Annotated in this window: 8 protein-coding genes and 1 other RNA gene; 4 read left to right on the top strand and 5 right to left on the bottom strand. The window is 65.2% G+C overall.

Annotation, left to right across the window (positions count from 1 at the left end):
• The first annotated feature begins 26 nt into the window (after positions 1 to 26).
• The 4 genes from gcvP (at position 27) to FHY18_RS07545 (ending at position 8,224) form a co-directional block, all read left to right on the top strand.
• Complete coding sequence (gene gcvP / locus FHY18_RS07560; protein WP_259153196.1) at positions 27 to 2,900, top strand: aminomethyl-transferring glycine dehydrogenase; 2,874 nt, start codon at positions 27 to 29, stop codon at positions 2,898 to 2,900.
• Positions 2,901 to 3,276: 376 nt separating this feature from the next.
• Positions 3,277 to 4,947, top strand: coding sequence for a carboxylesterase/lipase family protein (locus FHY18_RS07555; RefSeq protein WP_259153195.1), 1,671 nt, complete (start codon positions 3,277 to 3,279; stop codon positions 4,945 to 4,947).
• A 100-nt stretch (positions 4,948 to 5,047) separates the two neighbouring features.
• The gene (locus tag FHY18_RS07550) at positions 5,048 to 5,902 is read left to right on the top strand and encodes an aldo/keto reductase (protein ID WP_259153194.1); all 855 of its coding nucleotides are present in this window, start codon (positions 5,048 to 5,050) and stop codon (positions 5,900 to 5,902) included.
• 216 nt (positions 5,903 to 6,118) lie between these two features.
• Positions 6,119 to 8,224, top strand: a complete 2,106-nt coding sequence (locus FHY18_RS07545) for a catalase (protein WP_259153193.1) — start codon at positions 6,119 to 6,121, stop codon at positions 8,222 to 8,224.
• Positions 8,225 to 8,503: 279 nt separating this feature from the next.
• On the opposite strand, the gene FHY18_RS07540 is transcribed toward FHY18_RS07545, so the two are convergent.
• From FHY18_RS07540 to FHY18_RS07520, 5 genes are all read right to left on the bottom strand, one after another.
• Positions 8,504 to 9,037 carry an immunity 21 family protein gene (locus FHY18_RS07540; protein ID WP_259153192.1) on the bottom strand — a complete coding sequence of 178 codons (534 nt, stop codon included), beginning with the start codon at positions 9,035 to 9,037 and terminating at the stop codon, positions 8,504 to 8,506.
• A gap of 40 nt (positions 9,038 to 9,077) precedes the next feature.
• Positions 9,078 to 9,809, bottom strand: a complete 732-nt coding sequence (locus FHY18_RS07535; protein ID WP_259153191.1) for an AraC family transcriptional regulator — start codon at positions 9,807 to 9,809, stop codon at positions 9,078 to 9,080.
• Positions 9,810 to 9,943: 134 nt separating this feature from the next.
• Entirely contained in the window at positions 9,944 to 10,429 is a 486-nt protein-coding gene (locus tag FHY18_RS07530; RefSeq protein ID WP_259153190.1) for a hypothetical protein, read from the bottom strand.
• Positions 10,430 to 10,655: 226 nt separating this feature from the next.
• Positions 10,656 to 10,724: non-coding RNA, sX9 sRNA (locus FHY18_RS07525), on the bottom strand.
• 203 nt (positions 10,725 to 10,927) lie between these two features.
• Positions 10,928 to 13,048 (bottom strand): S9 family peptidase, encoded by a 2,121-nt coding sequence (locus FHY18_RS07520; RefSeq protein ID WP_259153189.1) that lies wholly within the window; start codon positions 13,046 to 13,048, stop codon positions 10,928 to 10,930.
• Between the last annotated feature and the right edge of the window lie 293 nt (positions 13,049 to 13,341).

The following is a 13,341-nucleotide window of genomic DNA, read 5'->3' as shown; positions in this document are numbered from 1 at the left end:
GACCATTCGTCTGCCCCCTGCCCCGGATGCCCGCCATGTCCCAGACCACGTCTTCCCTGCGCGACCTCGAACACCACAGTGCGTTCGTCGAACGCCATATCGGCCCCAACGACGCAGAAATCGCACAGATGCTGGGCGTGGTCGGCCACGCCTCGCTGGATGCGCTGACCGACGCCATCGTGCCGGGCAACATCAAGTCGCCTGCGGCGCTGGCGCTGCCCGAGGCGATCACCGAAGAAGAGGCGCTGGCCAAGATCCGCGCCATCGCCAGCAAGAACCAGGTGCAGCGCACCTTTATCGGCCAGGGCTATTACGGCACGCATACGCCCAAGGTGATCCTGCGCAACATCCTGGAAAACCCGGCCTGGTACACCGCCTACACGCCGTACCAGGCGGAAATTTCGCAGGGCCGCATGGAAGCGCTGATCAACTTCCAGACCCTGTGCGCAGATCTGACCGGCATGCAGATCGCCAATGCCTCGCTGCTGGACGAAGCCACCGCCGCGGCCGAAGCGATGACGCTGGCCAAGCGCTCGGCCAAGTCGAAGTCGGAGACCTTCTTCGTGCACGACGCGGTGCACCCGCAAACGCTGGAACTGCTGCGCACCCGCGCCGAGCCGCTGGGCATCGTGCTGCGCGTCGGCACGCCGGAGGAGGCGCTGCAGGCCGAGTGCTTCGGCGTGCTGCTGCAGTACCCGGACAGCTTCGGACACATCGGCGATCACGCCGCGCTGGCCGATGCGGTGCACGCGCAAGGCGGGCTGGTCGCGGTGGCCACCGACCTGCTGGCGCTGACCCTGATCGCCGCACCCGGCGAGTGGGGCGCGGACATCGTGGTCGGCAATTCGCAGCGCTTCGGCGTGCCGTTCGGTTTCGGCGGCCCGCATGCGGCCTTCATGGCCTGCCGCGATGCCTACAAGCGCTCGATGCCGGGCCGGCTGATCGGCGTGTCGATCGATGCCGCCGGCAACCCGGCCTATCGCCTCACCCTGCAGACGCGCGAACAACATATCCGCCGCGAGAAGGCCACCTCCAACATCTGCACCGCGCAGGTGCTGCTGGCGGTGATGGCCTCGATGTACGCGGTCTACCACGGCCCCGAGGGCCTGACCCGCATCGCGCGGCGCACCCATCGCCTGGCCACGATCCTGGCCGCCGCCTTGCGCGGCGCCGGCGTCACTGTGGGCGAGCGTTTCTTCGACACCTTGCACGTCAAGGCGGTCGATGCCGATGCCATCCACGCCAAAGCACGTGCGGCCGGCATCAACCTGCGCGCGATCGACAGCGAAGCGGTCGGCATCAGCCTGGATGAAACCAGCACGCGCGCCGACGTGGTCGCACTGGCCGCGTTGTTCGGCGCGCAGGCGGATGTGGACGCGCTCGATGCCGCCACCGCCGACGCATTGCCGCAAGGCCTGCTGCGCAGCAGCGCGTTCCTGACCCATCCGGTGTTCAACACCCACCACAGCGAACACGAACTGCTGCGCTACATGCGCTCGCTGGCCGACAAGGACCTGGCGATGGATCGCACCATGATCCCGCTGGGAAGCTGCACGATGAAGCTCAACGCCACTGCCGAAATGATCCCGGTGACCTGGCCGGAATTCGGCGCGATCCATCCGCTGGCGCCGGCCGAGCAGTCGGCCGGTTACGCGCAGTTGATCGACGAGCTGGAAGCGATGCTGGTCGAATGCACCGGCTACGACGCGGTGAGCCTGCAGCCCAACTCCGGCGCGCAGGGCGAATACGCCGGCCTACTGGCGATCCGCGCCTATCACCGCTCGCGCGGTGAGGCGCACCGCGATATCTGCCTGATTCCCGAATCGGCGCACGGCACCAATCCGGCCTCGGCGCAGATGTGCGGCATGACCGTGGTCGTGACCAAGTGCGATGCCAACGGCAACGTGGACGTGGACGACATCCGCGCCAAGGCAGAGAAGTACTCAGAGCGTCTGGCCGCGTTGATGATCACCTACCCGTCCACGCACGGCGTGTTCGAAGAGGACGTGGTGGCGATCTGCGAAGCCGTGCATGCGCATGGCGGCCAGGTCTACACCGACGGCGCCAACATGAATGCCCTGGTCGGCGTGGCCAAGCCCGGCAAGTGGGGCTCGGACGTGTCGCATCTGAACCTGCACAAGACCTTCTGCATTCCGCATGGCGGCGGTGGCCCGGGCGTGGGCCCGTGCGCGGTGAAGTCGCACCTGGCGCCGTTTTTACCGCGCACGCTGGGCGGCGAAGGCGACGTCGGCATGGTCAGCGCCGCCAGCTACGGCTCGGCCTCGATCCTGCCGATCAGCTGGATGTACGTGACCATGATGGGCAGCGCCGGCCTGCGCAAGGCGACCCAGGTGGCCCTGCTCAACGCCAACTACATCGCCAAGCGCCTGGCGCCGCACTACAAGACGCTGTACACCGGCCGCAACGGCCTGGTGGCGCACGAGTGCATCCTCGACATCCGCCCGCTGGAGAAGACCAGCGGCATCGGCGCCGAAGATGTCGCCAAGCGCCTGATCGACTTCGGTTTCCACGCACCGACGCTGAGCTTCCCGGTCGCCGGCACCTTGATGGTGGAACCGACCGAAAGCGAATCGCAGCACGAGCTGGACCGCTTCATCGACGCGATGATCCAGATCCGCGAGGAAATCCGCGCCATCGAAGACGGCCGTCTGGACCGCGACGACAACCCGCTCAAGCACGCCCCGCATACCGCCACGCAGGTGTCGGCCAGCGAGTGGACCCACGCCTACCCGCGCGAACTGGCCGCCTTCCCGCTGCCCAGCCTGAAGCAGCAGAAGTACTGGCCGCCGGTGGCACGCGTGGACAACGTCTACGGCGACAAGAACGTGATGTGCGCCTGCATCCCGGTGGATGCGTACAAGGAAGACGCCGAGGCCTGACTGACAGACCAGAGACGGTCACCATCGAACCCGGCTGGTGAGACAGCCGGGTTTTTTGTTGCGTCATGCGATGCGAGCCACAGTCGCGAGAGGGCGACATCGACGGCCACCGAACGCCGGTGGCAGCACCACCACCGAACGCGCGGCAGCGACATGCTGGCAGCGACACGGTCGCTACCAGAACCGCCGCTGCAGCGGCCAGCATGTATCGACATCGCATTTGCAGAGGGTGTGCGCCTGCACTGGCTTGTTTCAGAGCCATCGCAGAACGCGGCTCCCAACGCATGCCGCGCACGCACGGCGCGTGCGTTTGCCTCGCCTACACGTGCGATGGGCATGATGGCCAACGCCCTCCCCACATGGCAGATCCCTGCACATGCCTGCACTGAAACATCTCGGCACCTTGCTGTTGGCAACCGGCCTGCTGATCGGCTGCGCACCGCGCCGCCCCGGCGAAGTGCCGGCACTGGTGCATGCGCCCGATGCGCGTGCCGAGCTGGTGCGCACCGATGCGGGCGTGGTGCGCGGTGCGGCCAGCGCACAAGGCAAGGCATTTCTGGGCGTGCCGTTCGCCGCGCCGCCGGTGGGCGCGTTGCGCTTTCGCGCGCCGCAGCCGGCAACGGCCTGGAAGGATGTACGCGAGGCAACACAAGCCGGACCAGCCTGCCTGTCGCGCTATCGCTTCGGGCAAAAGAACCTCTCCGAAGACTGCCTCACCTTGAACATCTACGCCCCGCCCGGCCCGGCGCCGGCACATCCGCGCGCAGTGATGGTGTGGATCTACGGCGGCGCGCTGGAGCTGGGCAGCAATGTCGACTACGACCTGAGTGCACTGGCGGCGCGGCAGGACGTCATCGTGGTGGCGCCCAACTACCGGCTGGGGGTCTTCGGATTCTTCGCGCATCCGGGTCTGCGCGAAGAAGGCGAAGGGGCATATGCATTGCTCGATCAACAGGCCGCATTGCGCTGGGTGCAACGCAATATCGCCGCCTTCGGAGGCGACCCGTACAACGTCACCGTCTTCGGTGAATCCGCCGGCGCATGGAGCATCTGTTACCAGCTCGCCTCGCCGGGCGCGCGCGGCCTGTTTCAGCGCGCGATCCTGCAGAGCGGCAGCTGCCTGGCCGCCGATTCGAGCGTGGCACGCCAGCAGGCCGAAAGCGGCGGCACCCGCATGGCGCACGCGCTGGGATGCACAGATGACACAGATGCTGCAGCCTGCCTGCGCGGGCTTCCTGCCGATGCATTGGCCGATGCAACACCGCAACGCCGCGGCCTGACCGGCAGCGACGCCTGGGCGCCGATGGCAGGCGGCGATGTGCTGCCGCTGGCGCCCGCCGAGGCGATTGCCGGTGCGCAGCATGTGCAGGTCCCGGTACTGCTCGGCAACAACCGCGATGAGGGGCGTCTGTTCGCCCAACTGCTGTCCTACATCGGCAAGCTGACGCTGCGCAGCGGCTATGAGGCGCGCATCCAGCGCATGTATGCGGCACCGGCGCCGATCATGGCGCACTATGCGGATGTCGCGGCGCAATCGCGCTGGGAGGCCTTTGCCGACATCGTCACCGACGGCGGCTTCGCCTGCCCCACGCGGCGCCTCGGGCAAGCGTTGCGCACGCATGTGGCGGTGTATGCGTATGAGTTCGACGACCCACAGGCGCCATACGGCCTGTGGCGCCTGCCGTTCTCGCGCCCATTGGGCGCGTATCACGCCTCCGAGCTGGTGTACCTGTTCCAGCGCCCCTGGGTGCTCAGTGGCGACCCGCAGTTCAGTGCCGCGCAACAGGCGTTTTCCAACACGTTCCAGGACTATTGGGGTGCGTTCGCCCGCACTGGCGATCCCAACGGTGGCGGACGACCGCTGTGGCCGCGCCTGGAGGGCGACATGCCGTTGACACTGTCCCCGCGCAGGATCGGCACCACACCCGACTTCGTACAGCGGCACCGCTGCGCGTTCTGGGATGCACATGCACAGGCTGCTGCACTCCCGCTACCGTCGCGTATGCAACAGCATCAGCCGGACCTCACAGGCGATGGTCAACGATGAGGGTCTCGTCGCCGCAGCGAAATGCGTCGGCGACGCGGATGCGGGTGCCGCAGTGTCGGCGTCGCTCAGTTGTCTGCAATCAACGTTACGGGAGTGTTCCATGTCCACATCCATCTCATCCCCCTGTCCCGAGGTGCTGCTGCGCACCGGGCGTCGTGTCGCTGCACTTGGCCTGGGCTCGTGGAATCTGGGCCAGGGCCGGCATCCGCCACAACAGGAGATCGAGGCGTTGCGGACCGGCCAGCAGCTTGGCATGCGCTTGATCGACACCGCCGAGATGTACGGCAACGGCCGTTCCGAGCAGTTGATTGGCCAGGCCATCGACAGCGCACAGGCACCGTATCTGGTGTCCAAGGTGCTGCCGGGCAATGCGAGCGCGCGCGGCATTGCACGCGCCTGCGAAGCCAGCCTGCAGCGGCTCGGCGTACGTACGCTGGATCTGTACCTGCTGCACTGGCGCGGCGGCAGCGATCTTGCCGAGGTGGTCGCGGCGTTTGAAGCCTTGCGCGACGCCGGCAAGATCCGCGATTGGGGCGTGTCGAATTTCGATGTGGACGATATGCAGGATCTGTGGCGCATCGATGGCGGACAGCGCTGCCTGGTCAATCAAGTGCTGTATCACGCCGGCAGCCGCGGGATCGAATTCGATCTGCTGCCGTGGTGCGCCGAGCATGAGGTGACGGTCATGGCGTACTCGCCGCTGGGTAGCCGCGCCTTGCTCGATCATCCGGTGCTGCATGCCATCGGCGCACGACGTGGCGTGGCAGCCACCGCAGTGGCATTGGCGTGGGCGATCCGCAGCGGCCAGGTGATCGCCATCCCCGAATCGGGCACACCCGCGCATGTGCGTGAAAACGCCGCGGCGTGTACCTTGCAGCTGGATGCGCAGGATCTTGCCGCCCTGGATAGCGCGTTCCCGCCGCCCACGCGCAAACAGCCGCTGGATCTGTTGTAGATCCGCACGCTGGGTCGTGCATCGCGGTGGATGTGGCGGCTTCGAATTACGCATGTGGCCTGCTGGCAATGCACAACGCGCGGTCGCGCACGCTTGGCCATGCAAAGCGCACGCGTGTGAGTGTTTGCTCGCATGTAGACACATCCGTTTAACAGCGCCACTCCCAGGCTCGGTTGGATAGCCCGCATCCTCAAGCCCGCCAACGTGGAGTCCCCCATGGCCAAATCCCCAAGCAAATCCGCACAGGTTCCTTCTGTCGGTAGTTCCGCCAACGCGCACGAGTTGCGCGGCACCGGCGACGAACTGCATCAGAAAGCCGGCGGCTCGCATCCGCAATTGACCACCAACCAGGGCATTCCGGTTGGCGACAACCAGAATTCGCTGCGCGCCACACCGCGCGGGCCGACGTTGCTGGAAGACTTCATCCTGCGCGAGAAGATCACCCACTTCGATCACGAACGCATCCCCGAGCGCATCGTGCATGCGCGCGGCAGCGCCGCGCATGGCTACTTCGAGTTGACCAAATCGCTGAGTCAGTACACCACCGCCAAGATCTTTACCGAGGTCGGCGAGAAGACTCCGTTGTTCACGCGTTTTTCGACCGTCGCCGGTGGCGCCGGCTCGGTGGACACGCCGCGCGATGTGCGCGGATTCGCGGTGAAGTTCTACACCAAGGAAGGCAACTGGGATCTGGTGGGCAACAACATCCCGGTGTTCTTCATCCAGGATTCGATGAAGTTCCCGGACCTGATCCATGCAGTGAAGATGGAACCGGACCGCGGCTTCCCGCAGGCAGCCAGCGCGCATGACACGTTTTGGGATTTCATTTCGCTCACCCCCGAATCGATGCACATGATCATGTGGGCGATGAGCGACCGCACCATCCCGCGCTCGCTGCGCATGATCGAAGGCTTCGGCATCCACAGCTTCCGCTTCCTCAACGAAGCCGGCGAGAGCACCTTCGTCAAGTTCCATTGGCGCCCCAAGCTGGGCCTGCAGTCGACCATCTGGGACGAGGCAGTGAAGCTGGCCGGTGCCGACCCCGACTTTCAGCGACGCGATCTGTTCGAGTCGATTCAAAACGGCGACTTCCCGGAGTGGGAACTTGGCGTACAGCTGTTCACCGAGGCCGAAGCCGAGGCATTCCCGTTCGACCATCTGGATTCGACCAAGGTCATTCCCGAGGAACTGGTGCCGCTGCAGATCGTCGGCCGCATGGTGCTGGACCGCTGGCCGGACAACTTCTTTGCGGAAACCGAACAGGTGGCGTACTGCCCGGCCAACATCGTTCCCGGCATCGATTTCAGCAACGATCCCCTGCTGCAGGGCCGTCTGTTCTCGTACCTGGATACGCAGCTGAGCCGTCTGGGCGGGCCGAATTTCCATCAGATCCCGATCAATGCGCCCAAGTGCCCGTTCGCCAACAACCAGCGCGATGGGCATATGCAGATGGGTGTACCGAAGGGACGCGTTGCCTACGAACCCAGTTCGCTGCAGGCCGATGCGCCGCGTGAGGCGCTGCGTGGATTCCCCAGCCATGCCACGCCTGCGGAAGATGGCGCAAAGGGCCGCGTGCGCGCAGAGAGTTTTGCCGACCACTACAGCCAGGCACGGCTGTTCTATCGCAGCCAGACGGCACCGGAGCAGGCGCATATGGCGTCGGCGCTGGTGTTTGAACTGTCCAAGGTCGAAACCGCGCATGTGCGCGAAGCCATCGTGGGTCATCTGCGTCATGTCGACCCGGCATTGGCACAGCGCGTGGCCGACGGCATGGGGATGACCAAGCTGCCGCCCGCACCTCCTGCAGCGGTTGCGCCCACCGACATGCCGCTGTCGCCTGCGCTGCAATTGATCGGCAAGATGAAAGACACCTTGCAGGGACGCACGGTGGGCATCCTGATCCACGACGGATCGGATGCCGCGGCGATCAAGGCCGTGCGCAAAGCCGCCGAAGCAGCCGGCGCAACGGTGAAGATCGTCGCACCCAAACTCGGCGGCGCCAAACTCAGCGATGGCAAGCAGCTGGCCGCCGATGGCCAGTTGGCCGGCACACCGTCGATCGTGTTCGATGCGGTGGCCGTGTTGCTGTCGTCGGAAGCGGCAAAGCTGCTGACCAACGAATCTGCGGCATTGGACTTCGTCAGCAATGCCTGGGCGCATTTGAAGGCGATTGCCTTCGACGATGGCGCGCAGCTGCTGCTCAAGGCAGGCAATGTCGGCAAGGATGCCGGTATCGTCCCGGCTGCCGACACCAAAGCCTTCATCGCCGCAGCCAAGACCCGCCAATGGGCACGCGAACCGAAGGTGCGCATGTTGGCATGACCGCGTTAACGCAAACCGCGCCCCCGGACACTGGTGACGTCATGGATGTCGCTCGCGCCCGGGGGCGTATTGCAGAGAAATACCTGTCGCCTTATCGCCTGCGTGTAGCAGGTGTCCAAGAGCGGGGAACAGCCGCCAGAGAGTGGAGCGGGTTGTTCGGCCAGGCAGTTCGCATGACTGCTTGGAACCCGGTTTCTGATGCATCAATACATCGATGCCACCTCAGAACCTGAGAGAACGATCAAGAATGATTAGTCGCAGCAGGCGTCCCGATCGACCTCAGCCAGCTGCGCTGGTGTCGTCAGGCGCGAGGCGATGAATCAGAGCGCAGATCTTGGAGGAGGGCTGGAAGGCTGCGCTTGCAAGTGAAAGCCGCGGCACCGCCAGGCTGATACCCAGCGCGTCGGACCTGTCCGCATCCACATGCGCACCAGGCGCCGCGGAATCGAACAGAACGTGCGCGCCAGGACGCGTGGAAAAAATTCCTGCCACAGCGAATTCCAGCGTAGGCAGCGCACTGTACAGCGCTGACAGCAAGGCATCTTCCGACGGCGCCCAGCGCCATCGGACAATGAATACCGCCGCATCGCGTTCGATCAGCGACGTCCGATCGGGCTCATCGCCCAGCACCAACGCGTAGCCGGAGGCGGCCTCCACCAGACCGAGTTCGTCATCGATCATGCAGGCACGCGCGTAGTCGGTCGTGCCGCTGTGGCTTAAGGAAGGCCCAGTGCCCGACCAGTCGGACAAAGACGTCGCATGCAGGAGAACAAGCGGCCCACCTCCTGACTCAATCCATTGCAGATGCGTCATTTCTTCCCTCGATAGCGCATGCGCGCAACGGCGAAGCCCGTCATTCGAGCGCAGGCAGCGGTACGTATTGCTGCACAGTTGCCAGCGCGCGGTACTCGCGCGGCGTCATGCCCGCCGCTTGCTTGAACTGCCGGGCAAACGCGCTCTGATCGCTGAAACCGCAGGCATGGCCGATTTCGGTCAGGCTCTTGTTCCCATGCAGCAAATGCATGGCCATCTGCAGGCGCAACTTGGCCAGCACCTGCTGTGGCGTGAGCTGGAACACCTTGCGGAACGAGCGTTGCAGCTTGGACATCGAAAACCCGGTGATCTCCACCAATGCCTGCATGCGCACGTTTTGCGCGTAATTGGCATTGAGATATGCCAAGGCAAGGCGGAGCTTTTCGTACTGCGATTCGTGCCCATCCTGCGGGCCCAGATCGCGCGAGATGCCGATGATGCCCTGCACCTTGCCGTCGACCAGCAGCGGGCGTTTACAGGTGAGGCACCAGCCCGGCTCGCGATTGGCGAACAGATGCAGTTCCAGCAGGTTGTCGATCACCTCACCGGCCAGCACCTGCTCGTCCTGATTGGCGTAGTTGGCGCCCAGTCCGCTCGGGTAAACCTCGGCAACGCGCTTGCCGATCAATTCCTTGCGCGACTTCAGGCCCAGGCGCCGCAACATGGTCTGGTTGACGTGGGTATAGCGACCCTCGCGGTCCTTGACGAAGAACAACACGTCCGGCACCGCATCGAACAGCGCTTCCAGATCGGCAGGATCGATGCTCTTCATGCGGGAGGATTCATGCGGTACGAGAGACTCGGGGCCAGGAGAGGCGCAACGTTGCAGTGACGCACCAGCGCCTGCACGCACCACCGGTGCGCAACCGCATGATACGCCGCGCCTGTCGCTACGCTGGCAGACGCTCAGCGCGGCTGTTCGGCCACAGCGCCGCTGACTGCAGCCGGGGCGTCCTTCGGAGCGTCGATGGACGCACTGGTGGCGCCCATGCGATCGGCCGGCGTCCGCCGCGCTGCCCAGGCCTGCACCACTGCCGCACCCGATTGCGAGCCCACCTGTACGCGCAGACGCGCACCGGCAGTAGGCGCTACGAATTCGATTGCGCAGTCGCCCGCGGCCATGCAGCTATCTGCCGCCAGCGGGTCGACCGGCTGCCAGCCCTGCGCGGCGATCGCCTGCGAAAACGCGCGATAGCTCATGCCTGGCTTGAGGGTCGCCGGCAACGGCACCAGCAGCTCGCTGTTGTCGGCGTCCGTCGCGTTGGCAACGGCGGGCGCCGCAGTCACAGGCGCACGTGCAGTCACCGCCGCCGCAGGCCGCGGTGCGGCGCTCCAGGCAGGGCTGAAGATGAGGGCAAGTCCAAGGAAGGCTGGGCGGACGAACGTGCGCATGCAAAAGATCCTTGCGATCCTGGCAGGGATGGGGAAAGTTAAAGAAGCGCTATTTTGACACGCCGACATGACGACGGGGCGATGCTGCCCGCAGGCGCTCAACAGCCATTTCATCACCGGTTATCCAGCAGCGAGCCGCAAGCGCACTCGACTGCGACCATATCGGCGGCACAAGGTATTGCTTGAGCGAGCGCTGCAACAACCTGCCTTTCCAGCATCGAACCGCGGCCAAAAGACTTGGCGAGCAGTTGTCGGGGGGACGGCGCGGAGAAACCGGCGTTTACGAGTGGGACATGCTGCCCCTCGCGCCGGTGGCGCCCACCTGGCGGTAGCACAGCAGGTTTATCAGCGGCTTTAACGCGACACCAGCCATTCCTGGGCAATACGCAGTTGCCGAATCTTCGATCGGCAGCGGCACCCGTCTGTTGCGGCGACTGACCGCGACACAAAAAAACACCGGCACGCCGCGGCAAGGCGGCATGCCGGTGTTTTAAAGCACTACTGGCCGATATGCTGTTTCAACCAGGCATTGACCGTGTCGTGCCATAGCACGCTGTTATCCGGCTTGAGCACCCAGTGGTTCTCGTCGGGGAAGTACAGGAACTTGGAGTCGATGCCCTTGCGCTGCAACGCGGTGAACGCGGCCAGGCCCTGCTCGACCGGGATGCGGAAATCCTGCTGGCCGTGGATGACAAGCATCGGCACTTTCCACTTGTCCACGTGCAGCACCGGGTTGAACTTCTCGTAGCCGGCCGGGTTCTGCCACGGGGTGCCGCCGTTTTCCCACTCGCTGAACCACAGTTCCTCGGTGGCGTAGCCCATGGTGCGGTTGTCGAACACGCCGTCGTGATCGACCAGGCACTTCCACGGCTGGTTCCAGTTGCCTGCCATCCAATAGACCATGTAGCCGCCGTAGCTGGCACCCAGCGCGCACGCCTTGTCGCCGTTGAGGAAGCCGTACTGCTTCTGCGCAGCACTCCAGCCTTTTTGCAGGTCTTCCAGCGGGCGGTCGCCCCAATGCTGGCTGATCGCGTCGGTGAAGTCCTGGCCGTAGCCGGTGGAGCCATGGAAGTCGATCATCACCACCGCGTAGCCCTGGCCGGCGTAGGTCTGCGGATTCCAGCGGTTGCTCCAGCCGTTGCCGAAGCTGCCCTGCGGCCCGCCATGGATCAGGAACGCAACCGGGTAGGTCTTGCCTTCCTGGTAGTTGTACGGCTTGACCACGTAGCCGTGCACGGTGTCGTTGTTCCAGCCCTTGAACTGGAACTGCTCGTAGTCGCCGAACTGCACGTCCGGCAGCAGCTCGCCGGCGCTCTGGGTGATCGCACGCAGGCCCTGCCCCTGCACGTCGCTGACGAACACCTGGTCGCCGCTCTTGAGCGAGTTGCGGGTGAACGCCAGCGTGCTGCCGGCCAGCGTCGGCGCATGCACGCTGCCCTCGCCCACCAGCTTGGTCGCTTCGCCGCTGGCGATGTCGATCTTGAACAGCGGATGTTCGCCCAGGTCATCGGCACTGGTGTAGATGCTGCTGCCGTCATCGGCAAGGACGATTTCACCGGCCGAGCGATCCCACTTTGGCGCGATCTCGCGCGTCTTGCCGCTGGCCACATCCATCGCCATCAGGCCGAAACGGTCGGCCTCGAAACCCGGGCGCTTCATCGCGCGGTAGTACAGCGTCTTGCCGTCGGCACTGAACACCGGGCCGGCGTCCCAGGCCGGGTTGGCGGCAGTCAAATTGACCGGCGCCGCCTTGCCGGCCGCATCCAGGCGGTACAGGTCGAAGTTGGTCTGCCACGGCTCGTCGTTGCCGGTGGACTTGGCGGCAGCCTTGGCATTCTTGCCGGCCTCCGGACCATGCGGCTGCGGGATGCGCACGCTGGCAACCACGCTGCTGCCATCGGGCGACCAGGTGTAGTCGTCATTGCCGCCGAACGGCTTGGACGGTGCATCGCCCGCCAACGTGGCGCTGATCGCCGAGGCACCAACCACCGGTTTGGCGCCGGTTGCGGGCAGCTCGGAGACGAACAAGGTGTTGCGACGGCCATCGTTCCAGGTGTCCCAATGGCGCACGAACAGCTGGTCGTACACCACGCCGCTGGCCTTGGCATTCTTTACGCTGGCGAGCTTTTTCTTGGTGCACTCCAGGTCCGAGCCGCAGTCCTGAAACACGCCCGCACTGAAGGCGATGCGCTTGCCGTCCGGGGAAAGCTTGTAGCTGTCCACGTCCACCGCAAACGCGGTGAGCTGCTGCGGGGTGCCGCCGGCCAGCGGTTGCGCATACAGCTGCTGGCTGCCGGATTTGCTGCTGAGGAAGTACGCCGTCTTGCCATCGGGCGACAGCGCCGGGCTGTTGACGTTCCAGCCTTCCGGGGTGAGCCGCTTGGGCGGCGACAGATCGCGAGTACGCAGATTGCGCACCCACAGGCCGGTGGCCGGCTTGCCATTGGCGGTCTTGGCCTGGCGTTTGGCGAACAGCACCACGCTGCCATCGGGGCTGAGCGTGGGCGAGGACACCCGATCCAGCGCGACCATGTCGCGCACATCGAAACCGCGCGCAGCGGCAAGGGTTGGCAAGACAGCCAACAGACACAAAGGCAGCACGGCGTGACGCAGCTTCATCGAGATTCCTGCAACGGCAAAACGTCGATGGTAGGCGTTGCTGCAGCGCACGCGCAAAGGCTTGCGCTTGGGTCTGCCTGTGCGGTCGCGTGGGCATCGCCTCGTGCAGGGGATTGCGCGCCTGGGCGCGACGACCAGACGCCAAGGCAGGTGACGTCAAACGCGAATGGCTGGCGCGCATGACGGCATGGTTCATGCGGGCAGCGAGGCCGGTCACGCCGCCCAGGTCCGCTTGCCTCCTGCGCGCTGCGTTGGAGAGGTGATTGCCACGGTGGGCGCACTGGCGGTCGCTA

It is taken from the genome of Xanthomonas sp. 3793, assembly GCF_024806835.1.
GTDB classification, from domain to species: domain Bacteria; phylum Pseudomonadota; class Gammaproteobacteria; order Xanthomonadales; family Xanthomonadaceae; genus Xanthomonas; species Xanthomonas arboricola_F.
Note: the sequence above shows the minus strand (reverse complement) of the source record. Positions and strands in the feature narration are given on the sequence as shown.